The organism is Paraburkholderia jirisanensis, from assembly GCF_054782355.1.
In genome coordinates this window covers 469493-493358 of sequence record NZ_BAAGSQ010000027.1, presented here as the reverse complement: position 1 = coordinate 493358, position 23866 = coordinate 469493, and the positions used below count along the sequence as shown (strand labels likewise).

Below are 23866 nucleotides of genomic sequence, written 5' to 3'. Positions count from 1 at the left end.
AACGGAATACGCCAGCCCCATGCCTTCAGCTCGTCGTTGCTGAGCGTCTGCTGCAGGATCACCAGCACCAGCAGCGCGCACAACTGGCCGCCGATCAACGTCACATACTGGAACGAAGCGAAAAAGCCGCGACGCCCCTGCAGCGCGACTTCACTCATGTAGGTGGCGCTGGTGCCATACTCGCCGCCTACCGAAAGCCCCTGGAACAGCCGCGCAAGCAGCAGCATCGTAGGCGCAAGCACGCCGATTTCCGCATAGGTCGGCAACACGGCGATCACCAGCGAGCCGCCGCACATCATGAACACCGACACCATCATCGCGAAGCGGCGCCCGCGCTTGTCGGCGAGGCGCCCGAAAAACCAGCCGCCGATCGGCCGCATCAGAAAGCCCGCGGCAAACACGCCGGCAGTGTTGAGTAGCTGCGTGGTGGTATCGCCCTTCGGAAAGAAGGCCGGCGCGAAATACAGCGCGCAAAACGAATAGACGTAGAAATCGAACCACTCGACGAGATTGCCCGACGACGCGCCGACGATCGCAAGAACGCGACGGCGCGTGTCATGAGCAGTGATTTCCGTGGGTATATTGAGATTATTCATTGACGATGTTCTCCTTCATTCTTCCCCTGCTTAGTCTGATATTGGCTTAAGGTTTTTAGGACGCTCGATTGGCGACTTGGTTTGGCATTCTAATGAATGTGGCGTGCAGTTTGGCAAATATCTGTTGTGTTTGTCGCGTATCTTTTGCGCGCTATCCGGCAGGCCGTCAAGCCCGGCCTGACAGCGACAAAAATACAGCACGGCAATGCAAGATCACGCCCGCAGGCGAAGGTCGGCGATTCAAAATGAATCGCCGTTTAACGTGCGAAGACGGTTCGGATATCGAAGGGAACGCACAATCGACTCTGGAGACACGATGAAGACCGAAAGCGGGCAGCGTAACGCATACGTGGCAGGCGAACTGCCCACCGACAAGGCGAGCCACGATGCCACCTCGCCTGCCGCGCGGCAGCCGCCCGGCGATACGAAAGACCCGGCTGACCAACTGGCGCAAGTGCCGGCTGCACAAACGCCGAACCGGCTCAGCACACTTGCCGAATACAACGCCAACGCAAAATACGCGAGCGCGATCGTGCGGCAGATGGTGTTCTCGGACAGCCGCTTTAACAATTCGAAACTGTTTGTCGATACGGTGCTACAGAAGCTGCGGGTGAAGAACGGCATTGTGCCGCCGGGCGTCCGGCTCGGTACGCTTGGCCTGACGCGGCTCAATTCGGCCACCGCGAATTTTTCGAAGGCCACGTCCTACATCGACAGTGCGCAGAAAAAGCTGAAAGCCGGGATCGATGCCACCGACGACATCATCTCCGCCAGCGCACTGATGGGTGAGGGTTTTACCGAAATCTTCGCCGGCCTGGGGGCGGACGTCGGCAATTATCTGGTCAAGCAGTGGCAGCTTGAATTGGGCAAGGCGAACAGCATTGTCGCCACCCCCGCACCGTCGATCGCGTCGCAACATTCGGCGGATGGCGCAGTGCATGAGGCAGGCAGCGGCGTGCCGATTCCCGAAGCATCCATCAGAAACGAAATCGACGCCGCGCTCGCGCATACGCCGGCGATGTCGCCGCAAGAGCACGAGGCCGCGATGGCGCAAAGCGAGCAGGCCTATCTCGAACGGCTCGACCAACAGCTTCAGGCCATGCGCGATGAGGAAAGAGCGCAGATGCTCGCCGAACTGGACCGGACACCGGATGCCGAAAAGCCTGCGCGCCTGATGGAAATGTCCGAACAGGCACAGGGAAGACTCGATCTGGCCGAAGAAATGGTCGCGGCGACCCGGCGAGACATCTCCGCCGCGAGAACGCAGCGGGAATCGGACTTCGCGCAACTCGACGAAGAGATGCGGCCGATTCGCGATCAACTGAGATCGGGCCGATACACCGATGCGTCCGTAGCCGGCCTGTCGAGGGCCGAAGCGGCCGAACAGCTTGGCGCGAGGCTGCTGTCATACCGGCGCCGCGAAGAGGAACTGGCGCAAGGCTTTGAACTCGTGACCGAGAACGCTCCAACGAGCCTCGAGGCGCTGAACCGGCAAGTCGTCACGGCGCAGGATTTCGGCAGGCTCGCGCAGTTGTCGCCTGAAGAAAGGATTGGCAAGCTGCAGAAACTGAAAACGGATTACCGTTCCGCTTTCCTCAAATATCAGCAGATCATCTCGGGTCCGAGCGAAAATCTGCCCGAGTGGCTCAAGATATCGCCTGCGCTCAAGGCGCAACTTGGCCCGGCGATCCTCAATTCGGCGTTTGCGGCGGTCGATCTGGGCGCGCGGGTCGATGCGTTCATCAAGAAGGTCGCGGACGGCACCGTCACCACGGAGGACAAATACAGCCTCGCGGCGAGCGCGCTGGGACTGGTCGGTGGCATGAGTTCGTTTGTGCCGGTGTTCGGTCCGTTGATCTCGATCTTTTTTTCGCTGGCCGGTATTGTGCTAAGCGACGTGCCGGCGACGTTGAAAAAAATCGACCATGGGCAGCACCGCGACGCGTTGCGCGACGACGTGGTCGATCGCTATCTGGCGAAGCATCCGGACAGCGGGAACTACGTCTACAAGAGCGATGTCGGAGGCGGCGCCTGACGGGCGGCGCGGGTCGAAGCCGATAAATACGCGGCCTGCCGGTTACAGCAGATGCACCTCGCAGGCCGATAGAAAATGCACGTAACGATCACGCCGGATACATGGCATCACGCCATCACGGCATGTTTAACCGCTACTCAACCGCTTCACGGATCACCCGCTCAAGCGGTTGACGTGCCAGCGCCGGCCATGCCGGCGCGCAGGTGTTACGCGCCTCCGCCGGCCATCGCCGGGATGGCTTTCGATGCACCTTCCACGGCCATCTTCAGCAGGCTGGAAAGCAGCTTGCCAAGCTGCGCCGCGCCGGCGCCGCCCTGATCGCCACCGCCGGCCTGAGCACCTTGCCCGCCGCCGGCTTGCGCACCACTGGCCGAAGCGCCATGCGAGCCGCAGTCCGCACAGGCTTGCGGATGCGCATCGTCTGGGCTGAATACCTGAGGCTGCGCGTGCGTGCGCGGGTTGCTGCGGATTTCGTCAAGGCTGCCATCGGGCGAATGGATTGCCACGCTCGCGCCGCTGTTCATCGGTGCGATGGCGGTAGGGCCGCTCGCCGCAGGGGATAGCGATGCGGTTGCGGCTACCGCCGGTTGCGCGAATGAAGCCGGGAGACCTTGAATCGACATAAGTGTTTCCTTTCTGTGTTGACCCCCGTGAAATCAGGGGCGTGAGATGAAAAAACTGTACGGATGCTGATCCTCATGAAATGTGTGATTCGCTACATGAATCCTCCGTTTGCAAATGTGTGACTGGGTGCTTCTTGCGATGCTATTCACACCGTCCTATTGAACGTCCCGTGCGGCGAGGCCCGGCGCTGCGTCGCTGCCGTGACCGGGCATCGAGCCTGCACGCTTCATCAATTGCACGACGCAAATCACCCGCACATAGCCGGTGAAATTCCACACGTCCTCATGCGCCAGATCCATCTCGAGCGCCCAGCGTGAAATCAGCTTTCCCACACTCAACGATTCTTCGCGTGCGAGTTTTTCGATGATGGTCCAGTAGACCTCTTCAAGCCTCAGGCATGTCGCGAGGCCGTTCACGCGCACGGACCTCTGTCGGGGACGCGCCAGGTCGGCGCTGAAATTGCAATACTGTGTAATTGCCATTTGAACCTGCTCAGAAATTTCGAAGCTGCTCAAAGTTATCGTTTGAAATGCAAAGTGGAACTTTCTGCAATCCGCCGTCCAGAGGCTATTTAGTTAGGCATATTGATTGAATAGGCCAGTGAAATTTGCCTCTGGTGTGTCGCCTATCCTCGCGCAGTTAGAAGGAAGCCGGTGATATATTTGTATGACCGCGATAAATGCATGCACAACTAAAGTTCCGCCATGACGTAGCCGGCCTTCGCCGGACGATGAATGGGAATCTTTATGACGTGGTGCAACGTGAAAAAAGAGCGGCAATGCGGCAGTTGCCGGCGGCCTTCGCCGCGTGTCCCGATGCGGCGCCTCGCGCTGCTATGGGTCGCGTTGCATGCATGCGCAAGCAGCGCGGTCGAGCCGCCATGGCGCAATGCGCCCATGCATTACTTCGCGCGCAACTCGCAGCTCACTGAGGTATTGAAAGACGTCGCGAGTGCAGGCGGTCTGTCGGTCGATATCGCAAGGAACGTGAAAGGCACGGTGAACGGCACCTTCGACGAGCCGCCCGCCAGCGTGTTTGCGAAGCTCACCGAAGCGTATGGCCTCGCGTGGTATTTCGACGGTAGAACGCTGCACGTATCCGCATCGGGCGATCTCAAGACCCGCACCATTCCGTTTGCGCCGATGAAGCGCGAGGCTGTCGCCGGCCTGCTGTCGAGCCTTGCACTCGACGACACGCACTTGCCGGTGCGCTATTCGGATACGACGGCGAAAGCCACCGGACCCTCGCGGTTTGTCGACGCGATTGCCGATGCGATCGAAAAAGCCCGACAGCAAACTGTGATCGAGACACCGTTCGATCAAACGCAGATTCGCGTGTTCCGGTTGCGTTATTCGCAGGCGCAAGACATCACGTATGCGGCGGGTAATCGCACCCAGGTGATACCCGGAGTGGCGTCGCTGCTGCGCAAGCTGATGGGCGATGCCTATGTGGCGCGGCCGGCGCGCGTGCAGACCAGGGAAGTGCGCGCGCCGCGCAACGGGCCGCCGCCGTTGCCGAGCCTGCGCGGTCTGGGTCTCGCCGGCAGCGCGCAGCCGCAGGACGCGGAACTGGCAACCGAGCTCGACGACGCCCAGCTTGAACGCCCGCAATCGGACGTGACGCCGGCGCGCCGCAACATCGTTGCGGATGCACGCACGAATTCCGTTGTGGTGTACGACTCGCCCGAGATGATGCCCAACTACGAACGGGCGATTGCGATGCTCGATCAGCCGCAGGATCTGGTCGAGATCACGGCGGTGGTGATCGACGTATCGACGGATGCAGCGCACGAGCTGGGTATTCGATGGGGCGGCGGAGCGAGTGGGCGCGACGGCGCATTTCATGCGGCGGTGAACGCGTATCCGTCTGCCAGCCAGGCATCGACCCTGCTGGCCGGTTCGCTGCCCGGCGTGAATCTGGCGACGTTGATCGGCGATTCCGCGCACTACCTGTTCACGCAGATCCGCGCACTCGAGGAAACCGGCAAGGCGCGCATTCTGTCGCGTCCGCAGGTGTTGACGCTGAACAACTCGGAGGCGGTGCTGTCGTCGCGCAACTCGGTGTACGTGCGCGTGGCGGGCAATCAGGACGTCGATCTATACAACGTCGATACCGGGCTCACGCTGAAGGTCACGCCGACCGTCGAGTCGGCCGGCGACGCGCGCAAGAACATTCTGCTGAGCGTGCGCATCGAGGATGGCGGTTTCGATTCGACGATGACGGTCGACGGCATCCCGCGTGTCAACAATCATTCGATCCAGACCCAGGCCGTGGTGGCGGACGGCGAGAGTCTGCTGATCGGCGGCTACGAGTATGAGCGCAGCGAAACGGCAACGTCGCAGGTTCCGGTGCTGGGTGACATTCCTTATGTTGGCGCACTGTTTCGCAGCAAGCAGGCCACTTCGCAGCGGCTCGAACGGCTCATTCTGATTACGCCGCGTCTTAAGCGCATCAACGGCGATATGCCGCGCGCCGCTGCTGCGGATGTTGCGGTCGATGCGGTTGGCAATGTGGTTGCCAACGGGATTTCCAACGGGATTTCCAACGGAATTGCCGCCGCAGCGCCCGCGACAATGGCCGGTGTGCCGGTACGTGCGGCAGGAACCGACACGGCAGTGACGGGTGCGCTGTTGTCGCTCACGCAGCCAGGCGTGCTACCGCCGCAACCGCCGCAACCGCCGCAACCGATGCAGTCGACACGCCCCGCACCCCACCTCGCGCAGCCGGCGCAGGAAGGCCCACGATGAGCGCGAACGCGCTGATCGTCGTCACCGGCGGCATTCATGTGGGGGCGAGCGTGTTGCTGTCGGACGGTCACGATCTGACCATCGGCAGTGGCGCCGAGGCTGGCCTCGTGCTGATCGACGAAGGCGTCGCCGCGCTCCACGCAACGATCCGTCTGGACCACGATCACCTGACGCTGACGGCTTGCGCCGACGGCGTGACGGTATTCGGCCGGGCGTTGCGTGCGGGCCGCTCCACGGTGCTGCGCTATGGCGGATCGTTCAGCGTCGGCACAGTCACGCTGCGGTTCAGCGACAGCGAGCGCTTGACGCCGCACGCCGTGCGCAACGCGGAATGGTCGTGGCTGCGTGCGCATGCGCCGCTCGCGTGGGCCGCGCGGCGTTGCGCGGCGCTGCCACTTGCCGCGAAGCTTGGCGTGGTCTTCGGCGTGCTGCTGGCGGTGGCCGTGGGTGCTGCATACGAACTGTCGCAACGGTCCGGCGCGAATCAACGGCCACATGCGGATAACCCGGCCTTTCGCATGGTGAGCCGCCACGTCGACCAGAAGACCGGCATGCCCGTGTACGAAGGTTATGTGCAGAGCTATGGCGATCTCGCGGCCCTGGCGATCAGTGCGCGCAGCACGGAGCGCGCGCCGGTATTGCGCGTGCTGGTGCTCGATCAGATGCGCGACCAGCTGCGCAGCTTTCTCGACAAGTACTACCGGCGCGCGCAACTCGAAGCGGCGCAGCCCGGCGCATTCACGGTGACGCTGCCCGCGGAGGATGGCTACCTGTTGCCGGAGTCGTGGGACTACCGGCGCGTGGCGCGCGTCGCGCGCGCGGAAATCGACGGGCTGCAGGCGCTGAAATTCGCTGGCCAGAAGTCGACCGACGCCGTGTCAGGCGACACCGCGTCGAGCGACACGGCGCAGGCCGACGGCCCGGTACGCATTCCGCTGGAAGCGATCGGCATGAATCTGGTGCGTTCCGCGCATGGTGCGTGGCTGGCCGATCAGCAGGGTGCGATGTACTTCGCCGGCGCGCGGCTGCGCATCGGCAAGCTGACCCAGGTGTCGGAGTGTCTCGCCGTGGTGGTCCGCGACGACGACGGATCCGTGTACGAATTTTTCACGAAAGGCGGGACGGGAGGCGGCAAGTGCTGAGCATGCCGCAGCAATCTCGCGCCGGCCGCGTGTGCGCAGCCGGGCACCCGTGAACGGAAACCGGACGTGCCTTGTCGCGCGTCCTGTCCCGCTTGTCGAGCATGTGCGCGCAGCTTCGCAAGCGGAAAAAGAGCATTCGCTCTGAACAATGCGCGTGTCACAACTTAGAGGATGAACGATGGCTATGTATGGAATTAACCCGATGGGCAACAACTCCGGCTATGCGATGAACGGTTTCGATGGCGGCAACAACTCGCTCGCGCAGCTTCAGGACCAGTCCGATGCGGCAACCAGCCAGGCAGCCGCAAGCGGCCGGCCCGAAGACGCGCAGGCAGCCAAAATAGCGAACAACAAGATGACCGAAGCGGCGCAGATGGAGGCCGCGAAAGAAACCTCGCGACATGAGGCCTTCCAGACAATGATGCGCTAAACCGCAGGCAGGTCGCTCCGCGTGAAGTGTCCATCGGCTCGCTTCACGCGGACGCGGCATGTGCCCCACGCACGCGGACGCTTGACGAATCTCATTTGCGCATGGCGCCTCGACGCTGGCCTCGCGAACTCGCCTGGCCAGCAAAGCAACAGCCAACAAAGTTAGCGAAGGAAAACAACATGGTGCCGCACATTCCCGTCATCGCGATGACGGTTGCTGAACCTTTGCCTGCGACCTCGTCGTTCGACGCAGCCATGACTTCAATGGGCACGTCGTCGGGCATGCCGGCCTACTATGGTCCGCCCGAAGCGAATCCCACTGCAGCCGAAACGCGTCGCGCCAGGTTCGACGACAGCCGCGCATCCGCCACGCTTGGCTGGCTCGAAACCCTCGAGACCGACCGCAACGCCGCGGCTGCCGATCTCGACGCGCAGATCCGCCGCGCCGCATCCGGCAAAAAGCTGCAGGTTGCCGATGCGCTGCGCTTGCGTCACGACCTCAACACGCATCTGGAAACGCTGATGCTTTACAAGAAGGTCGCCGACACGATGACCACCGGCCTGCAGACGCTGGCACGAGGCAACTGATGCGACGCCTGCTGATCCTGTTGCCGCTGCTGCTGTGCGCAGGCTGCAAGAGTTCGCTGTTCGAGGGGCTCGACGAAGACCAGGCGAACCGCATCGTCGCGGTGCTGAGTCATCACGGCATCGAGGGCGTGAAGGCGCGCAGCCCGGACAAGACGTGGACCGTGTCGGTGGACGGCAGCGATGCGGTCGCGGCAACCGAGCTGACCGGTGCGTACGCGCTGCCGCGCGGCGGCCACGCGAATCTCGGCGATCTGTTTAGCCGCCAGGGTCTGATTTCGAATCCGGACGAAGACCGCGTGCGCTTCATCTATGGCATCACGCAGGAGCTGTCGGAAACGCTCGAGAAAATCGACGGCGTGCTGGTGGCGCGCGTGCATATCGTGCAGCCGGAACGGGATCCGGTGGCAGGGCAGGTCGCGGCGCCGTCCGCATCGGTGATGGTGCGCTACCGGACCGATTACAACCTCGAGCTGATGCGCGACAAGATTCGTGCACTGGTGGCAGGCGGCGTCGAAGGACTGACGCCGGAGCGCGTCAACCTGACGCTGATTCCGGTGACGCCGGTGCTGGCCGCCGGCGACGCGTGCCGCGACGGCAACGCGTGCTTCGCGAAACGCGAGTCCGACGAGCACGGCAGCGCGACGCTGGTGCTGCTCGGGCTCACCATCGCATGCATGTTGCTGATCGTCTCGGCGTGGGTGTGGAGGAGCGGCATGCGTTCGTTTTCGACAACCTTTTTCAGACGCCGCGGCCGCCGCAGCATGCAGGCGCAAGCGCAGACACACGCACAGCCGGATAGCCGCGCCCCGTCGCCCACCGGCGATGCAAACGGAGATGCACGATGATTCGGCCCACCCTTTTATCCATCGGCAAATGGGCGCATCACAGCTGGTTGATGCGTGCCACGCCGGTACGCGGCGAACGGGCGCTAGGCGCCGCCAACGCACAGCTTCTGGCGCGCTATCCACAACTCGCGCAAATCGATTTCACGCAGATGCCGCCGTATCTCGGCAGCTTGCCGCGCAGTGCCTGCGCGCGGCTGTTTCGCGTCAGCGCCGCGCTCGCCTGCGCGCGCGGTTTGCGCCGCGTGGTGAGCGCATCCGCGCATCATGCGTTTGCCCGCAGTGTGGCGCCGCAGATGTTGCGTTCGATCCAGCAGCATCCACGCGGCACGCACGACGACCTCGCGCTGGGCATCACGCTCGATCCATTCGACCGCCGCGAAATGACGGCCGCGGGCCTCGCCTTGTCGCTGCGCGGGCTTGCGGACGGCGGCCGGGTGCAGCACACATGGCTGCAACTGCGCATGCCGCGCGACATTGCCAACCGTGCGACGCATTACCGGTTTCACGAACTGGACAGCGATGCGGCTCATGCGCTGCTCGACGATGCATGGCGCCTGTTGCGGGGGGAAGCGTGCTGATCTGCAAACGAGGCAACTGGCGTGTCGAATCCGACGGCTTCGTATCGTCGGCGGATCTCGCCGTACTGGACGATCTGCGCGCGCTCGAAGCAGCGCGCGCGAACGAGGCGGCACACGACGCCGCGCGCCATGCCGCGCGCGTGCGTGACATCAAGCGCCGCGTGTGGCGCCGTGCGTACGACGCCGGACGCGCGGCGGCGGTACGCGATCTGGCCGTGCCGCATGCGGCCGCGTCGTTCGTCGCGCGCTGCGTCGAGGAGCGGCTGGTGCGGGTTGCGGTGGATGCGTTGATAGCGATCATCGGCAAGCTGCCGCCGGCCGCGGCGTTGCCCAATCAGTTGCGGCGCTGCATCGCCGCGTCGCGTGCCCAACGCGTGCTGTCGCTGCGGGTATCAAGCACCGACTACGTTGAAGCAAAACGCCTGATCGCGCGCCTAGAGCAGGAAATAGCGGCGCCGTTATTCACCGTGCTGGCCGATGCAGGATTGCCGCCGCACTCATGCGTGATCGAAACGGAGCGCGGTGTGATCGACGGCAGCCTGCGCATGCAACTGAACGCGTTGGAGCGCGGTATCCGCGACGCGGTCGCAGCGATGCTCGGCGAGTACCGCTCGCTCGACGACGCACTCGAAAAACAGTTCGACGCAGTCGAACGCGGCTTGCGCGACGTCATCGACGTGATGAAAGCGGACCTGCCGCACAGCGGGACTCACGCGCGATGAACCCATGGATCGGCATGCGCAGCCTGTCGCAGGCTGACGCCCAACGACACAACGTAGCGGCGCTGCATTTTGGGGTGCCGCATCAGGTGAGTGTCGGCACGCACCGTTTCGAATTGCGTTTCGAGCCGTGCCGCACGCGTTATCCGTTGCGGCTGTCGGGCAGCGCATCGGGGCAGCCGTTCGTGCTGGTCTGCGATGCGCGCGCGCTGCTGCCGGAGCTGCCGTCACCGGCCCTGCCGCAGACCGACGACCTGCGCCGTCTGCTCGACGACGCGCTGGAAGACTGGCTGTGTGCGCTCGAAGGCCTGTTCGGTTTCTCGATCGAGCTGACCGAGATCGCGTTCGATGCGGCGCCGCGCGCCGGCGCTTACGGGATGTCGCTCACGCATCTGCGCAGCGGGCGGATGGCGCACTTCTCGTTTTACTGCGAAGCCATCGACCTGTGGCTGAAGAACCAGCCGGTGCCGCGGCGCATCGGCGCCGGGCTGGCGGCGCAATTGCGCGTGCCGGTGCCGATCTGCATGGCCGGACCATCGCTGACGCTCGCGCGGCTGCGCCGGATTCGCGTGGGCGACGCGCTGCTGCTGAACCGCGACGCCTGGTACCTGCGGGTGCCGCTGCGCTGCGGCGCGCGCCGCATTCTGCTGAAACTCTCTGGAGAGCAAATCTTGATAGACCGTCCGCTGGTGGAAGAAGACCGCGAACTGCCGGAAATGACCAGCGAGTTCATCGCGGTCGATGCGCTGAGCTTTGCGTTCGATGCGGTGCTGGGCACCGTGTCGCTGTCGGTGCACGAGCTGGCGCATTTGCGTTGCGGCTCGATCCTGTCGCTGCAGATTCCGGTGCGCGAGCGCGCGGTGACGCTGCTGTGCCAGGGCGTGCCGTTTGCGCGTGGCGAGCTGGTCGACATCGACGATGCGCTGGGCGTGCGCATCACGCAGCTCACACCTGCCGCGCATGCACAGCCGGACGCCGACGCATGAACACGCCGTTTGAACCTGTATCGCTGATCGGCTTCGTGACGCTGCTCGGCCTGCTGCCGATTGCGGTGGTGATGGTGACGTCGTTCACCAAGTTCAGCATCGTGCTGACGCTGCTGCGCTCGGCACTGGGCGTGCAGCAGGCGCCGGGCAATACTGCGATTGCGGGCCTCGCGCTGGCGGCGACACTGGTCGTGATGGCGCCGGTCGGCGCGAAGATCGGCGCGGAGCTGTCGCTCGACGAGCGGCTCGAAAACGGCGGGCTACCCGGTGTCGCGGAAACGCTCAAGGCGGTGCGCGCACCACTCGGCGAGTTTCTGTATGCGCATTCGCGGCCGGTCGAACGGGCCTTTCTGGTGAATGCCGCGAAGCGCATCGACCCGGAGCGCGACGCGCAGGAAACCGACTTTTCGCTGCTGGTGCCGGCGTTTCTGATCAGCGAGATTTCGAGCGGCTTCGAAGTCGGGTTCCTGCTGTATATCGCGTTTCTCGTGGTCGATCTGGTGGTTGCCAACGTGCTGACCGCGATGGGCATGATGATGCTGTCGCCGAGCACGGTTTCGATTCCGCTGAAGCTGTTCGTGCTCGTATCGGTATCGGGCATTTCACGGCTGATTCACGGGCTGATCATCAGCTATATCCGATGAATTCGTTGCCATCCTTGTCGTCGCTGTCGAGCGACGCGCTGCTGCTGGTGTTCTGGCTGTCGCTGCCGGCGCTCGCGGTGGCGACCGCGGTCGGCCTGCTGCTCGGGCTCGTGCAATCGATCCTGCAGATCCAGGATCAAAGCCTGCCGTACGGCGCGAAGATCATCTGCGTCGGCATTACGCTGATCGTCACCGCGCCGTGGGCGAGCCGCGAGATCACGCGCTTTCTCGAGCATGTGTTCACCTTCGTCGCCGCCGGGCGCATGCATTGATGACGATGAACCTGTCCGCCTATCTGTCGGGGCTTGCGTTCTGTTCGATCCGGCCGGCGGTGGCGTTGAGCCTGCTGCCGTTCGGCTTCGGCGACGCGCTCGGCACGCGGCTGCGCATGCCGCTCGTGCTGGTGTTCGCGGTGCTGCCGCTGCAAATGGGGCTGCCGTCTGCGCCGCTGTTCGCCGCGGTGGCGGTGGAAGTCGTCACCGGCATCGTGCTGGGGCTGTTGCTGGGTGTCGTGTTTCATGTGGCGTCGTGCGCGGGTGCGTTGCTCGACCAGCAGGGCGGCTACTCGATCGCCGCCGTGTACGACCCGAACCTGCAGCAGGAAGCCGCACTGTTCGAAACGCTGTTCACGCAGTTTGCCGCGCTCACCTTTTTCACCGGCGCGGGGCTGCGTCTCGTGTGCGGTTTCTTTACCGATGCGTGGGTGCTGTGCCCGCCCGGTGCGGTAGGCGTGGATTTCAAACGGATCCTGCAGCTGGTGGCGCAAGAGCGCCTCGCCGCGTCGTTCGCGGAAGGCGTGCGTCTCGCGATGCCGCTGCTCGGCCTGATGCTGATGGTCGACGTTTCGCTCGGGCTGATGTCGCGCCACGTGCGGCGCCTCAACCCATTCACGACCGCGCGCACCGTCAAGGCGATGATCCTGTCGTTCGCCGCGATGTCGTGCGTGCCGGTGTTCTTCGAGCGTTTCACGACGCTTTTCATGCAAAGCCTGGTGCTGCGATGAGCGACAAGACCGAAGCCCCCACACCACAGCGCCTGAGCCGCGCCCGCAAGGACGGCGACATTCCGAAGAGCGCGCATCTGACGGTCGCTGCCAGCGGCCTGTTGTGGTGGCTGTTCCTGCTGATCGAAGCGCCGCAGATTTATCAGTCGTGCGTGAAGTTGATCGAAGTCAGTGTCGACATCGATCAGACGCGCGACTTCGCGCAGCGTTTCGCACAAGTGTGGTCGTCGCTCGGCACGCTGGCGCCGGCCGTGCTGGTCACGCTCGCGGCGGGCGTGCTGGCCGCCGTCGTACCGGAGGTCGCGCAAAGCGGCGGGGCCATCGCATGGAAGCGCGCCGCGCCGGATCTTAAACGCCTGAACCCCGTCAACGGCTTCAAGAACCTGTTCAGCAGAAAGGTGCTGTTCGACACGCTGGTCGCGTTGTGCCAGTTCGCGATCCTGCTGCTGGTGTTCTGGCATGCGTTCGTCAGCTGGTGCGCGCAACTGGTGCCGTCGTTCACGCTGTCGCTGCCGATGCTGCTGGCCGACATCAGTGTGTCGCACGCGGCGCTGCTCGCGATGATGGCCGCCTCGCAGCTTGCCCCGGCGGCTGCCGATTTCGTGCTGCAGCGTGTGCTGTGGCGCCGCCGGCTGCGCATGGACAAGGAGGAAATCAAGCGCGAGTACCGCGACAGCGAAGGCGATCCGCATACCAAGGGGCGTCGCCGCGCACTTCACAGAGAGCTGAGCCGATAGCATGGAAAACCGTTCGATCTTTGCGCGCCTCGATATTCCGGGGCGACTCGCGCGTCATGCCGATATTGCGGTGGGCGCGGGCATTCTGTTCGTGCTGGTGCTGCTGATTCTGCCGGTGCCGGCCTTCGTGCTCGACTTTTTCATCTGCGTGAGCTTCTCGGCGAGCTTCGTGATGCTGAGCGCGACCATCTATGTGGCCAAGCCCGCTGACCTGTCGAGCTTTCCGTCGCTGCTGCTGGTGACCACGCTGTTGCGGCTGGCGCTGGCCATCGCGTCGACCAAGATGATCCTGCTGTACGCGCATGCGGGCGACATCATCGCCGCGTTCGGCGAGATGGTGGTGGGCGGCAACGTCGCGGTCGGGATCGTGGTGTTCGTCGTGCTGTCGGTGATCCAGTTCATCGTGGTCGCGAAAGGCGCGGACCGGGTGGCCGAAGTATCGGCACGCTTCACGCTGGACGGCATTCCAGGCCGGCAGATGAGTATCGACGCGGACCTGCGCAGCGGCCTGATCGCACCGGGCGAAGCAGGGCGCCTGCGCCGCGAGCTCGAACGTGAAACCTATTTCTACGGCTCGCTCGACGGCGCGATGAAGTTCGTCAAGGGCGATGCGGTGGCGGGCCTCGTGGTCGCGCTGGTCAATATCGCCGGTGGCCTCGCGGTGGGCATCGCGCAGCGCGGCATGTCGTTTGGCGACGCGCTGCATACGTACACGATCCTGACGGTCGGCGACGGTCTGGTGTCGCAGATACCGTCGCTGATCGTGTCGGTAGCGGCCGGCTTGCTGGTGACGCGCGTGGCCGGCGGCGGCGGCTCGAACCTCGGCGGCGATATTTTCCGGCAGCTGTCGCTGCAGCCGAAGGCGCTGGCGATGGCCGGCATCGGCTGTTTCGCGCTCGGCGCGATTCCCGGCTTCCCACATGTGCAGTTCGCGCTGGCGGGCGCTGCGCTGGTCGGTCTGTCGATCCTGCTGATGCGCGAGACCGCCGGCCGCGAGCGTTTGCAGCGCCCGTTCATGCCGGCCATGACGCGCGACGGCGGCAACTACACGCAGCGCATTCTTGACGACGTCGAACTCGGCACCAGCGCGGTGTTGCGCGTGCGGGTCGGTACGGTGGCGTACGAAGCGCTGCGGCCCGTGCAATTGAACACGCAGCTCGCGCGGCTGCGGCGCGATCTGATGGTGCGGCTCGGGTTGCCGTTTCCGGGCCTCGCGCTGTTGCGCGACGCGCGGCTCGACGAGCAGCGCTACATCGTCGATATCGAAGACGTGCCGTATGCGAGCGGCACGCTGGTGCCCAATCATGTGCTGGTGAGCGGCGACGACGCGAAGGTGAGCTTCGAAGGCGTCACCGGTTTTCGGCCGGGTATGCAGAAGGCGGTGTGGGTTCCGGCCGCCGACGCGGCAGCCCTCGACGATCCGGAACTCGGCAGGACGAATGCGGAAGAAGCGCTGTGCGAGCATCTGGCCGACATCTGCGAGCAGGCCGCGCAAGATCTGCTCGGCACGCAGGAAGCGCGCTTTCTGCTGAACCAGATCGGCCTCGAGTTTCGCGAGCTCGCGGTGCAGGTCGATCAGGCGGCGGGGCCGGTGTTGCTCGCGAGCGTGCTGCGCCGGCTGCTCGACGAACGCGTGCCGATCCGCAACCTGCGCGCGATTCTCGAGGCGATCGTGCGGGTGCCGGATGGCGAGCGCTCGGTCGACCGGATGGTGCGCGATGCGCGGATCGCGTTGGGCGGGCGGATCGCGCGGCGTTTCGCGAATCTCGACACGTGGGAGCTCGATGCAGCGGTGCTGGAGCCTTCGTGGGAAGCCGAACTCGAAGACCGGCTGCGCAACGGCACCGACGGCGAACCACTGTTGATGCTCGGCGTCGACGAACTCGAGCGCCTGCAGCGTGCGCTGGCCGGTGCCGAGCAGCAAGGCGTGCGCGTGCTGGTGACGACCGCGCTGCTGCGGCCGCATCTGCGCCGGCAATTGCGCAGCTTCGGCTTGCGTGTCGAGGCGCTCGCCATCGAAGAGATTCCGCTCGATACGTTCCGCGTGAATACCGTGGCCACGCTGCAAGCGGACTGACGAAAGGCTACAGGCACATGGAACCCTTCGCATACCGTGTACCGGTGCCGGCCGGCGAGCCCGCGTTGTACGGCCGGGTGGCCGAGGCGCGCGGTATTGTGGTGCGCGCGGTCGGCGTATCGCTGCGCATCGGCGAGATGGTGCGGCTCGTGCGGCCCGATACGCTCGACGCGCAAATGGGCGAGGTGGTCGGCTTCACCGCCGACGGCGCGCTGGTGATGCCGCTCGACGGCCTCGCCGGCCTGTCCAACATCACCCAGGTGCACGGCTGCGGCCTTGACTGGGGACGCTTCGATCCGCTCGGGTTGCAAGGCCGCGTGCTCGACGGGCTGGGCCGGCCGCTCGACGGCGGCCCCGCGCCGCGCCCGGCACGTGAAGCAGAACGGCATGCGGCGACGCTTGCCAGTATCAACCCGCTCGAGCGGCCGGTGATCGCGGAACCGTTCGCGACCGGCGTGCGCGCGCTCGACGGTTTGCTCACCTGCGGCGTCGGCCAGCGGGTCGGCATCTTCGCGCCGGCAGGCGGCGGCAAGAGCACGCTGATGGGCATGATCGCGAACGGCGCGCAGGTCGACTCGATCGTGGTGGCGCTGATCGGCGAGCGTGGCCGAGAAGTGTCGGAGTTTATTCACGATCACCTCTCGCACCGGCGCGACTCGTCGGTGGTGATTGCTTCGACTTCCGAGCGGCCCGCGGCCGAGCGGATCAAGGCGGCTGAGCTAGCGTGCAGTGTGGCCAGCGGTTTGCGTGCCGCCGGGCGCCGCGTGCTGCTGCTGTTCGATTCGCTGACCCGTTATGCGCGCGCGCTGCGCGAAGTCGGTCTGGCGGTTGGAGAGCCGCCGGTGCGGCGCGGCTATCCGCCGCGTGTATTCGCCGAGCTGCCGCGCCTGATCGAAGCGGCAGGGCTTACGCAGCACGGCAGCGTCACCGCATTTTTCACGGTGCTGGCCGAAGACGAGGAACTGTCCGACCCGATCGCCGAAGAGGCGCGCTCGCTGCTCGACGGGCATATCCAGTTGTCGAGCCGGCTGGGCGGCGCGGGGCACTATCCGGCGATCGACATTCTGAAAAGCAAGAGCCGCGTGATGACGCGCGTGACCGACGCCGCGCATCGCGCTGCCGCCGACCGGGTGCGTGGCTGGCTGGCGCGCTATCAGGAGGTCGAATTGCTGTTGCAGATCGGCGAGTACCAGCGCGGCAGCGATCCGGCCAGCGACGAGGCGATCGAGCGGCATGCCGCGGTGAACGACTTCCTGCGCCAGGCCTACGACGAGCAATGTGCGTGGGCCAGCACGCATGCCGCGTTGCATGCGCTGCGCCATGGAGCGCGCCGGTGAGCGATGGGAAGCGCAGCCTGCAATTGTGGCGACTGCTCACGCGTGTGCGCGGGCTGCGGGTTGAACGTAAGCGGCGTGCGCTGGCCGATGCGCAACAGGAAGTGCGCGCCGCCGATCAGGAAGCCGAGCGCTGCCGCGCGGCGCTGCGCGAGCACGAGGCACAACGCGGCAGGTTGTTGCTGTCGTGTGTCCACGGCGAGCGCGCGGGCCGGCTGTGGCGCGACGCGCTGCGCTGGCACGATGCGCGCAAGGATGCGCAGGTGCGCGCGCTGGCCGGCGCGATGCAGCGTCAGCGCGCGGCGGCCGCGAAAGTGACGCACGCGTCGACGAGCTTGCAGCGGGAAATTGCCGGGCAGAAGGATGCGCAGCAGCGCGCGCGCAAGCTCAACGCGGCGTTGCGGGATGAGTGAGTGGTGTGTGCGGTTTGCCGGGACAGCGGCGAGCGTTTGCGATCTGGCGAAAAAAGCGGGGTACGCGTCGAGCTCGCGCAGAGCAACGGGCGCGTAAGAGGCATTGCACGCGTGACGGAGTTGATGCTTGACGGGGCTTGCATGATCAGCGGGGCCAACCGGCCTAGCCGTTCATCGCGACCTCTCGCGACCCGGCAGCGAGCGCCGCCATTCCGCTCGCGCGGCGACGCCCCCGGTTCCGCGACTCGTGCCGGGCAGGTCTTTACGTTAAATCGCACCTGCCCGGCATGCGTCGCGCCGTCCGTCACACCTTCGCGAAATCCGCCTTGGTCGGCTCCTTGCCGGTGTTCGGATCGATCCAGCCCGTGCCGCTGCAGTTCTCCATCAGCGAATAGCCGTCCGGCGTCACCGCATCCAGCGCGTAGCCGTTATGGCCGCGCTCGATCGACAGCGGGCGCTTGCTCTTCTCGCTTAGGCCGCTGATCTGAATCGAGTCCTTGCCGTTTGTGATTGTCACCTGGTCGGCGTAGGTGACAGCGGAATTGCCGTCCGGTTTGGGGGTCACCGTCACCTTCGTGTTGTCGTTCAGATTCAAGGTTGTCGAACCCTTGAACGTGCCGCTTGCCTTGTTCGCCGTGCCGTCGTGCAGATCGATGTGCGGATCGCCCCAGATTTTTGTCGTGTCGCCGGTGCGGTTGTTGCGCATCGTGATCGACGAGTCCTTCTTGTCGAGGTTCAGCTGATAGTCGCCGAGATCGATCGAGGCCTTGTTGTCCTTCACCGGTGTGTTGCTCCAGTTGACGCCTGACGGACAGTTGCGCGGCGGCTGCGGGCAGCGCGATGCTGGCGGAGGCGGTACGTGGCAACGGTCGTTGTCGTAGCCGTGATTGCGGCCGTTGAGGCAATTGGCCGGGCCGAGTTGCCCGTTGCGGCCGTACGGATCGGATGGCTGGCGCACCGTCGTCATCGAGGTCTTGATCGCCGATCCGCTCGGCGTGCGGATGACTTCGCGCTCGAAGTGCGACGTGACCGAACGCGGCGGCGCGTAGCCAAAGCTGCCGGACGAAAAGAACGCGTTGCTCGTGAAGCGCGATGCGCTGGACGCAAGCTGCGCATACGTGTTGAACATGCTGTTCGTGCTGCCGTAGGACATCGTGAAGCGGTTATCGAATACCGCTTGTGTTGCTTGCATAGGTGAATCCTCTGTGTTGATGCGTTAGACGGAGTCGCGGTTCGCAACTCACAACGCCGTCGCCCAGGTTTGAACCTGAATCGACGTCGCCTATGCAGTCTAGGATGCTACGGATAGCTAAAGGCGCTACATAGATACCTTGCCGAACGCGCGGAAAAACCCATAAAAAAGCGGCCCGCGCGAATGGCGCGGACCGCTCGATGGGGCAGGCGTCGGATCTCGATCCGCGCTTGCGTTTGTTATTGCACGGTTACCGCCACAAAATTTTGCCGGCCGAACGGGCTCACGTGATAGCCGCTCACCGTGCTGCGCGTCAGCGCGGCCGCGGTCGGATAACCGAGCGGAATCCACAATGCCGCATCGTGAATGATCTGCTGTGCGGCCTGGTAGTCTTTCGTGCGCTTGGCCACGTCTGAGGTGCGCTTGCCGTCGTCGATCAGCTTGTCCAGATCGGCATCGCAAAAGCGCGAGAAGTTGATACCCGACTTCACACCGTTGCAACTGAACAGCGGCGTCAGGAAATCGTCCGGGTCGCCGTTATCGCCGGCCCAGCCCATGAACAGCGTGTCATGGTTGCCCTGCTTCGCTTCCTTGATCAGTTCGCCCCATTCGATCACCTTCACGTCCGCTTTCACGCCGATCTTCGCGAAGTCGGCCTGCAGCAGTTCCGCACCGGCCTTCGGGTTCGGATTCAGTGCGCTGCCGGTCGGGCGTACCCAGATGGTCGTCGAGAAGCCGTTCGGAAAGCCCGCGTCGGCCAGCAGCTTCTTCGCCTTGACCACGTCGTACGGCCACGGCTTCACGCCCTTCGCGTAGCTCCACGTGTTCGGCGGGTACGGATTGGTGGCGGGCAGCGCGGTATTGTCGAACACGGTTTTCAGATACGTCGTGCGGTCGAACGCCATGTTCAGCGCGGCGCGCACCTTCTGGTTATCGAGCGGCTTCTTCTCGGTGTTCAGCGCGACGAAGGCCGTCATGAATGCCGGGGTTTCCTCGACGTGCAGCGCCTTGTTCTGCTTTGCATCGGCGACGTCCTGCGGTTTCGGCGAAAGGGCGATCTGGCATTCGTTGGCCTTCAGCTTTTGCGCGCGCACCGTGGTGTCGGGCGTGATCGCGTAGATCAGCCGGTCGATCTTCGGTTTCGGGCCCCAGTAGGTCGGGTTCACGTCGTAGCGGATCACCGCGTCTTTCGTATAGCTCTTCAGCACGAACGGGCCGGTGCCGATCGGCTTCGCATTCATGTCGGTCTGTTTGCCGGCCTTCAGCAGCTGGTCGGCGTACTCGGCGGAGTAGATCGACGCGAAGCCCATCGTCAGTACCGACAGGAACGGCGCGTTCGGCTCGGTCAGTTCGAATTTGACAGTCTGGCCATCGACTTTCGAAATCGATTTGACCAGCCTGGTCAGCCCCATCGACTGTGCGTGCGGAAAGCCGCTCGCGCCCGTTACCTTGTGCCACGGGTTGCTGTCGTCGAGCATGCGGGTGAAGGTGAAGACGACGTCGTCTGCGTCGAGCGGCCGGGTCGGCTTGAAGTAGTCGGTGGTCTGGAACTGCACGTTCGGCCGCAGGTGGAACGTGTACGTGAGGCCGTCGGCGCTGATGTCCCACTTGTCGGCCAGCTCGGGCACCACCTTTCTCGTCGTTTCGTCGAATGCCACCAGCCGGTCGAAGATCACGTCGGCCGACGCGTTGGTCGTGACGAGCGAGTTGAACTGCACGACGTCGAAGCCGTCGGGGCTCGCTTCGGTGCAGACGGTCAACGGTTTGGCCAGCGCCAGCGCGGGCGCGCTGCACAGGATGGCGGCGGATACGGCGGCAAGCAGGGTGAAACGCATGACATCTCCCGGAACGGTCGTGATCTCGTGGTGCGGCGCGTGAGGCGGTGCGCGGTGTCGCGTAGTGTGGCAAAGCTTAGCGAACGGTGCTTGCACCGACAACAACATATTGCGTATGCCGTTATGCGTGGGCGGCGACAAGCTTCAGCCGCGCGCGGCGAAACCTTGAAGATAAGCGATGCCGTCGATTGCGCGCGAGCCGTACCACGACACCTGCTCGCCATCGATCAGTTCGACGCGCTTGCCGGCAAGACGCGCGTCTGTTGCCAGCGCATCGCAATGGCTTTGCGTGAAACGGTACGGTTCGCTCGACAGCAGCACGCGATCGACGCCGGCCAGCCACGGCGCGTCGAAGTCGAATGTCGGATAGCGCGTTGCGCCGGCCGCGCCGCCATCGACGGCCGGCAGCGTGTGCCAGTTCACGAGGCGCAGCATCGCGGCGATGTAGGTGTTGCTGGCGACGGTCATCCATGGTTCGCGCCAGATTGCGTACAGCACGCGCTGGACGGGCCACGCGCGGGCGGCGGCTTCGCGCAGCCGGGCCTGCAACGCATTGCTCAGGCGCTGTGCGTCGCGCTGCCGGCCGAAGATCGTGCCGAGCAGCTGGTATAGCGCGAGATTGTCCGTCGGCACGAGCGGGTGCGTGACGACGATATGCGGCACGAACGCGCGCAGTGCGTCGACGGTGGGCAGCGTGTTTTCGTCGATATTGACGATCACGTGGGTGGGCCGCAACGCGCGGATCGCATCGATCTGCACAGACTTTGTGCCGCCCACCTTCGGCACGCCGCGCACCTTTTCGCGTGGATGCACGCAAAAGCCGGTGCGTCCGACGATCTGCGCGTCGAGCCCTAACGCGAACAGCAATTCGGTGATGCTCGGCACGAGCGAGACGATGCGCGCATTCGCGCCTGCGTATGCGTGTTCGACTCCTGCGGCATCGGTGACGTGCGCGCTCATGGTGGGCCCGGATTCGGTGGGGCGATGCGGGTGATGCGTGCTCGCCTTATTCCGCGCCACCCACACGCGGCTTGTGCGGCGCCTTCTTCATCGCTGCATCGTAAAGCCAGCGCGGCGTGACGTGCAACAGCATGCCGACCACGCGCATCGGCCATGGCAGCACCACATAGCTGCGCTTGCGTTCGATGGCGCTCACCGCCTGCGCGGCGAAGCGCTCGACGTCCATCAGAAACGGCATCCGATACGGATTGTGCGCGGTCATCGGCGTGCGGATAAAGCCCGGCGCGATGGTGACCACCGCGACGCCGCGCGGCTTCATTTCGACGCGCAACGCCTCGAGGTAAGTGCGCGCCGCCGCCTTCGACGCGCTGTACGCGCCCGAGCCAGGCAAGCCGCGCACGCCGGCCACGCTCGACACGCCGACCAGCGTGCCGCTGCGCGCCGCGCGCATCGCGGCCGCGAACGGCTCGAAGGTGGCGACCGTGCCGAAGTAGTTGATATCCATCACATCGCGGAACGACTGCAGGTCGCCGCGCCCGGTGACGGTGCCCTGGCTGATGCCGGCGTTCGCGATCACGACGTCCGGGCAGCCGTGCCGCGCGATAAAGTCGCGCGCCGCCGCGGCGAGCGCATCTGCATCGCGCACGTCGGCCGGATAGATCGAGATGGTGTTTTGCGGATGAGACTGCCGGAAGCCGGCGAGCGCCTCGGCGCGTCGCGCGACGAGGCCGAGAATCGCGCCGCGCCGCGCATAGTCGGCGGCGAGCGCAAGGCCGATTCCGCTGGATGCGCCGGTGATGAAAACCTTAAGCGGTGTGCTCATAGACCGGCGCGCACGCGTTACATCTTCTTCGCGCGAACCTGGCCGATCAGGTAGTCGAGCACCTGCAGCGTGCCCGGCAGGCTGTTGGTCGCAGCCGGGCCGGTTTCATACTTGCCCTGCACCGCGAGCGTCGGCACGCCGTCGATCTTGTAGTCTTCGAGCAGCTTCTTGTCGCGCTGCAGCGCGGTTTGCGTCGAGAACGAGTTGTACGCGTCCATGAACTTCTTCTGGTCGACGCCGTTCTTCGCGAGGAATTTCGCCTGGTCTTCCGGCGTCAGCAGGTAGTCTTTGTTGACGTGGATTTCGTGGAAGATCTTCGGCGTCAGTTCCTGCGCCATGCCGAGCGCGTCGACTGCGTGGTACAGCTTCGAATGCGGGATGAAATCGTCGCGGAACGCCACCGGCACGCGCTTGAACACGATATCCGGGCCTTGCTTCTTGATCCAGTCTTCGAGGTACGGGTCGAACTCGTTGCAGTGCGGGCAGCCGTACCACATGAATTCGATCACTTCGATCTTGCCGGCCGGCACTTCGACCGGCTGCGGGTTCGACAGCACCGTATAGTCCTTGCCGGCTACCGGGGCGGCCGGGCTGGCCTGTGCCGAGGCGGCTACCAGACCAAACGAGAGGCAAAGTATGCTGAGCAGCTTTTTCATGTTGTGTGAACCCATTCGGGAAGTGAAGTGGCGCAAAAGGTTTATTGCTTTGTGAAGCGGATCACCGCGGTGTCGATGCCGGCATCCGACAGGCGCTGGCGCGTCGAGTTCATGTCCTCGAACTTCGAGAACGGCCCGATCCGCACGCGATAGTACGTGACGCCGCCCGCATCGCGCTGCGTGACCTTCGATTCGAAGCCCTGGAACGCAAGGCGCGCGCGCTGCTGTTCGGCATCGGCGGAAGTCTTGTATGCGCCGACCTGCAGCAGGTAGCCGGTGTTCGCGTCGGCTGCGGACGGCGGCGTCGAGGCGCCGGGTGTGGCCGAGCCCGGTTTGGCTGACGGCGGCACGTTGGCCACCGCGGCGCCGCTGCCCGCTTGCGGCTTCTTCGCAGCCGCCGCTGACGCGCCGTTGTCTTGCGCGGCCTTCGGCGCCACCGCGACGCCGTTGCTGGCGCCCGACGGCGGCACTTCGACGATCTGCGGCTCGTCGAGGATGCCCGACGACTGCGTCTGATTGCCGGTCTGGCCGGGCGCGGTATTCGGCGGCGCCGGCTGTGCGGCTTGCGGCACCGGCTGGCCCGGGCTCTTGCCCTGCAGCGGCCGGTTCGGATCGTATTGCGGCTGGCTTGCGCCGGCGTCCGACGCGGCCGGCGGCGCGACCTTCGCGACGAACGGCGTCGGCGCGCGCGTGATGTACAGCGCGACCACCACCGCGATCGCGAGGCCGACGATCAGGCCCAGCACGATGCCGAGAAACGTGCCCCCGGACTGCTTTGACTGCTTCGTTGTGCGGCGTGGCTTTGCCATTGTCTGAATCACCTGCAAAAGGAAATCTTGAACGAGCGTCGATTATAGCGACGGCAGGCCGCCGTGCCGTCGCATTTGTGGTCGCATGGACGGG

General features: G+C 64.7%; 25 protein-coding genes. 16 read left to right on the top strand and 9 right to left on the bottom strand.

Features of this window, described 5'->3' with window-relative positions; all coding sequences use genetic code 11:
- On the bottom strand, positions 1-596 hold a 596-nt coding region (locus ACYVNQ_RS25000; RefSeq protein ID WP_460905720.1), incomplete at its 3' end, for an MFS transporter.
- 316 nt (positions 597-912) lie between these two features.
- Between ACYVNQ_RS25000 and ACYVNQ_RS24995 the strand changes: the two genes are divergently transcribed.
- Entirely contained in the window at positions 913-2631 is a 1719-nt protein-coding gene (locus ACYVNQ_RS24995) for a hypothetical protein (RefSeq protein WP_460905716.1), read from the top strand.
- A 206-nt stretch (positions 2632-2837) separates the two neighbouring features.
- On the opposite strand, the gene ACYVNQ_RS24990 is transcribed toward ACYVNQ_RS24995, so the two are convergent.
- A complete protein-coding gene (locus tag ACYVNQ_RS24990) occupies positions 2838-3254 on the bottom strand; it encodes a hypothetical protein (RefSeq protein ID WP_460905713.1) in 417 nt (138 codons plus the stop codon).
- A 156-nt stretch (positions 3255-3410) separates the two neighbouring features.
- Positions 3411-3770, bottom strand: a complete 360-nt coding sequence (locus ACYVNQ_RS24985; RefSeq protein ID WP_460905710.1) for a ribbon-helix-helix domain-containing protein — start codon at positions 3768-3770, stop codon at positions 3411-3413.
- A 219-nt stretch (positions 3771-3989) separates the two neighbouring features.
- Here ACYVNQ_RS24985 and sctC point away from each other — a divergent pair, with 219 nt between their 5' ends.
- The 15 genes from sctC (at position 3990) to ACYVNQ_RS24910 (ending at position 17497) form a co-directional block, all read left to right on the top strand.
- Entirely contained in the window at positions 3990-6002 is a 2013-nt protein-coding gene (gene sctC, locus ACYVNQ_RS24980) for a type III secretion system outer membrane ring subunit SctC (protein WP_460905707.1), read from the top strand.
- Positions 5999-7144 (top strand): FHA domain-containing protein, encoded by a 1146-nt coding sequence (locus tag ACYVNQ_RS24975; protein WP_460905704.1) that lies wholly within the window; start codon positions 5999-6001, stop codon positions 7142-7144. Before sctC ends, ACYVNQ_RS24975 begins: the two co-directional genes overlap by 4 nt.
- Positions 7145-7346: 202 nt before the next feature.
- Positions 7347-7574: a hypothetical protein gene (locus ACYVNQ_RS24970; RefSeq protein ID WP_460905700.1), complete on the top strand. Its 228-nt coding sequence runs from the start codon at positions 7347-7349 to the stop codon at positions 7572-7574.
- Positions 7575-7753: 179 nt separating this feature from the next.
- Complete coding sequence (locus ACYVNQ_RS24965) at positions 7754-8161, top strand: hypothetical protein (protein WP_460905698.1); 408 nt, start codon at positions 7754-7756, stop codon at positions 8159-8161.
- Entirely contained in the window at positions 8161-9006 is an 846-nt protein-coding gene (gene sctJ, locus ACYVNQ_RS24960) for a type III secretion system inner membrane ring lipoprotein SctJ (protein WP_460905695.1), read from the top strand. The genes ACYVNQ_RS24965 and sctJ overlap by 1 nt, the downstream gene beginning before the upstream one ends.
- Positions 9003-9584 (top strand): hypothetical protein, encoded by a 582-nt coding sequence (locus ACYVNQ_RS24955; RefSeq protein WP_460905692.1) that lies wholly within the window; start codon positions 9003-9005, stop codon positions 9582-9584. The genes sctJ and ACYVNQ_RS24955 overlap by 4 nt, the downstream gene beginning before the upstream one ends.
- Positions 9554-10306 (top strand): FliH/SctL family protein, encoded by a 753-nt coding sequence (locus ACYVNQ_RS24950; protein ID WP_460905689.1) that lies wholly within the window; start codon positions 9554-9556, stop codon positions 10304-10306. Before ACYVNQ_RS24955 ends, ACYVNQ_RS24950 begins: the two co-directional genes overlap by 31 nt.
- Positions 10303-11289 (top strand): FliM/FliN family flagellar motor switch protein, encoded by a 987-nt coding sequence (locus tag ACYVNQ_RS24945; RefSeq protein WP_460905687.1) that lies wholly within the window; start codon positions 10303-10305, stop codon positions 11287-11289. Before ACYVNQ_RS24950 ends, ACYVNQ_RS24945 begins: the two co-directional genes overlap by 4 nt.
- Complete coding sequence (gene sctR / locus ACYVNQ_RS24940) at positions 11286-11933, top strand: type III secretion system export apparatus subunit SctR (protein ID WP_460905685.1); 648 nt, start codon at positions 11286-11288, stop codon at positions 11931-11933. The genes ACYVNQ_RS24945 and sctR overlap by 4 nt, the downstream gene beginning before the upstream one ends.
- Positions 11930-12205: a type III secretion system export apparatus subunit SctS gene (gene sctS / locus ACYVNQ_RS24935; RefSeq protein ID WP_460905683.1), complete on the top strand. Its 276-nt coding sequence runs from the start codon at positions 11930-11932 to the stop codon at positions 12203-12205. Before sctR ends, sctS begins: the two co-directional genes overlap by 4 nt.
- Before the next feature lie 5 nt (positions 12206-12210).
- Complete coding sequence (locus ACYVNQ_RS24930; RefSeq protein WP_460905681.1) at positions 12211-12936, top strand: EscT/YscT/HrcT family type III secretion system export apparatus protein; 726 nt, start codon at positions 12211-12213, stop codon at positions 12934-12936.
- Positions 12933-13673, top strand: a complete 741-nt coding sequence (locus ACYVNQ_RS24925) for an EscU/YscU/HrcU family type III secretion system export apparatus switch protein (RefSeq protein ID WP_460905679.1) — start codon at positions 12933-12935, stop codon at positions 13671-13673. The genes ACYVNQ_RS24930 and ACYVNQ_RS24925 overlap by 4 nt, the downstream gene beginning before the upstream one ends.
- Before the next feature lies 1 nt (position 13674).
- Entirely contained in the window at positions 13675-15750 is a 2076-nt protein-coding gene (locus tag ACYVNQ_RS24920) for a flagellar biosynthesis protein FlhA (RefSeq protein WP_460905677.1), read from the top strand.
- A 17-nt stretch (positions 15751-15767) separates the two neighbouring features.
- On the top strand, positions 15768-17087 hold the full coding sequence (locus ACYVNQ_RS24915; RefSeq protein ID WP_460905675.1) for a FliI/YscN family ATPase: 1320 nt from the start codon (positions 15768-15770) through the stop codon (positions 17085-17087).
- Positions 17084-17497, top strand: coding sequence for a hypothetical protein (locus ACYVNQ_RS24910; protein ID WP_460905673.1), 414 nt, complete (start codon positions 17084-17086; stop codon positions 17495-17497). Before ACYVNQ_RS24915 ends, ACYVNQ_RS24910 begins: the two co-directional genes overlap by 4 nt.
- A gap of 304 nt (positions 17498-17801) precedes the next feature.
- Here ACYVNQ_RS24910 and ACYVNQ_RS24905 read toward each other — a convergent pair whose 3' ends face one another.
- The 6 genes from ACYVNQ_RS24905 to ACYVNQ_RS24880 all read right to left on the bottom strand — a co-directional run bounded on the left by ACYVNQ_RS24905 (position 17802) and on the right by ACYVNQ_RS24880 (position 23772).
- Positions 17802-18689, bottom strand: coding sequence for a DUF1521 domain-containing protein (locus ACYVNQ_RS24905; protein WP_460905671.1), 888 nt, complete (start codon positions 18687-18689; stop codon positions 17802-17804).
- A 239-nt stretch (positions 18690-18928) separates the two neighbouring features.
- Positions 18929-20524 carry an ABC transporter substrate-binding protein gene (locus ACYVNQ_RS24900; RefSeq protein WP_460905669.1) on the bottom strand — a complete coding sequence of 532 codons (1596 nt, stop codon included), beginning with the start codon at positions 20522-20524 and terminating at the stop codon, positions 18929-18931.
- Positions 20525-20668: 144 nt separating this feature from the next.
- Complete coding sequence (locus ACYVNQ_RS24895; RefSeq protein ID WP_460905667.1) at positions 20669-21484, bottom strand: helical backbone metal receptor; 816 nt, start codon at positions 21482-21484, stop codon at positions 20669-20671.
- A 46-nt stretch (positions 21485-21530) separates the two neighbouring features.
- A complete protein-coding gene (locus tag ACYVNQ_RS24890; protein WP_460905664.1) occupies positions 21531-22307 on the bottom strand; it encodes an SDR family oxidoreductase in 777 nt (258 codons plus the stop codon).
- A gap of 17 nt (positions 22308-22324) precedes the next feature.
- Entirely contained in the window at positions 22325-22963 is a 639-nt protein-coding gene (locus ACYVNQ_RS24885) for a thiol:disulfide interchange protein DsbA/DsbL (RefSeq protein WP_460905662.1), read from the bottom strand.
- A 41-nt stretch (positions 22964-23004) separates the two neighbouring features.
- Positions 23005-23772: an SPOR domain-containing protein gene (locus tag ACYVNQ_RS24880; RefSeq protein ID WP_460905659.1), complete on the bottom strand. Its 768-nt coding sequence runs from the start codon at positions 23770-23772 to the stop codon at positions 23005-23007.
- Positions 23773-23866: the final 94 nt, after the last annotated feature.

Bases quoted from the DNA above. Each gene is read 5' to 3' on its own strand.
- ACYVNQ_RS24955 (WP_460905692.1), top strand. From the start codon at position 9,003: ATGATTCGGCCCACCCTTTTATCCATCGGCAAATGGGCGCATCACAGC.
- sctR (WP_460905685.1), top strand. From the start codon at position 11,286: ATGAACACGCCGTTTGAACCTGTATCGCTGATCGGCTTCGTGACGCTG.
- sctJ (WP_460905695.1), top strand. From the start codon at position 8,161: ATGCGACGCCTGCTGATCCTGTTGCCGCTGCTGCTGTGCGCAGGCTGC.
- ACYVNQ_RS24895 (WP_460905667.1), bottom strand. From the start codon at position 21,484: ATGAGCGCGCACGTCACCGATGCCGCAGGAGTCGAACACGCATACGCA.
- ACYVNQ_RS24920 (WP_460905677.1), top strand. From the start codon at position 13,675: ATGGAAAACCGTTCGATCTTTGCGCGCCTCGATATTCCGGGGCGACTC.
- ACYVNQ_RS24930 (WP_460905681.1), top strand. From the start codon at position 12,211: ATGAACCTGTCCGCCTATCTGTCGGGGCTTGCGTTCTGTTCGATCCGG.
- ACYVNQ_RS24975 (WP_460905704.1), top strand. From the start codon at position 5,999: ATGAGCGCGAACGCGCTGATCGTCGTCACCGGCGGCATTCATGTGGGG.
- sctS (WP_460905683.1), top strand. From the start codon at position 11,930: ATGAATTCGTTGCCATCCTTGTCGTCGCTGTCGAGCGACGCGCTGCTG.
- ACYVNQ_RS24890 (WP_460905664.1), bottom strand. From the start codon at position 22,307: ATGAGCACACCGCTTAAGGTTTTCATCACCGGCGCATCCAGCGGAATC.
- ACYVNQ_RS24915 (WP_460905675.1), top strand. From the start codon at position 15,768: ATGGAACCCTTCGCATACCGTGTACCGGTGCCGGCCGGCGAGCCCGCG.
- ACYVNQ_RS24995 (WP_460905716.1), top strand. From the start codon at position 913: ATGAAGACCGAAAGCGGGCAGCGTAACGCATACGTGGCAGGCGAACTG.
- ACYVNQ_RS24945 (WP_460905687.1), top strand. From the start codon at position 10,303: ATGAACCCATGGATCGGCATGCGCAGCCTGTCGCAGGCTGACGCCCAA.
- sctC (WP_460905707.1), top strand. From the start codon at position 3,990: ATGGGAATCTTTATGACGTGGTGCAACGTGAAAAAAGAGCGGCAATGC.
- ACYVNQ_RS24990 (WP_460905713.1), bottom strand. From the start codon at position 3,254: ATGTCGATTCAAGGTCTCCCGGCTTCATTCGCGCAACCGGCGGTAGCC.
- ACYVNQ_RS24905 (WP_460905671.1), bottom strand. From the start codon at position 18,689: ATGCAAGCAACACAAGCGGTATTCGATAACCGCTTCACGATGTCCTAC.
- ACYVNQ_RS24885 (WP_460905662.1), bottom strand. From the start codon at position 22,963: ATGAAAAAGCTGCTCAGCATACTTTGCCTCTCGTTTGGTCTGGTAGCC.
- ACYVNQ_RS24925 (WP_460905679.1), top strand. From the start codon at position 12,933: ATGAGCGACAAGACCGAAGCCCCCACACCACAGCGCCTGAGCCGCGCC.
- ACYVNQ_RS24900 (WP_460905669.1), bottom strand. From the start codon at position 20,524: ATGCGTTTCACCCTGCTTGCCGCCGTATCCGCCGCCATCCTGTGCAGC.
- ACYVNQ_RS24950 (WP_460905689.1), top strand. From the start codon at position 9,554: ATGGCGCCTGTTGCGGGGGGAAGCGTGCTGATCTGCAAACGAGGCAAC.
- ACYVNQ_RS24880 (WP_460905659.1), bottom strand. From the start codon at position 23,772: ATGGCAAAGCCACGCCGCACAACGAAGCAGTCAAAGCAGTCCGGGGGC.
- ACYVNQ_RS24965 (WP_460905698.1), top strand. From the start codon at position 7,754: ATGGTGCCGCACATTCCCGTCATCGCGATGACGGTTGCTGAACCTTTG.
- ACYVNQ_RS24970 (WP_460905700.1), top strand. From the start codon at position 7,347: ATGGGCAACAACTCCGGCTATGCGATGAACGGTTTCGATGGCGGCAAC.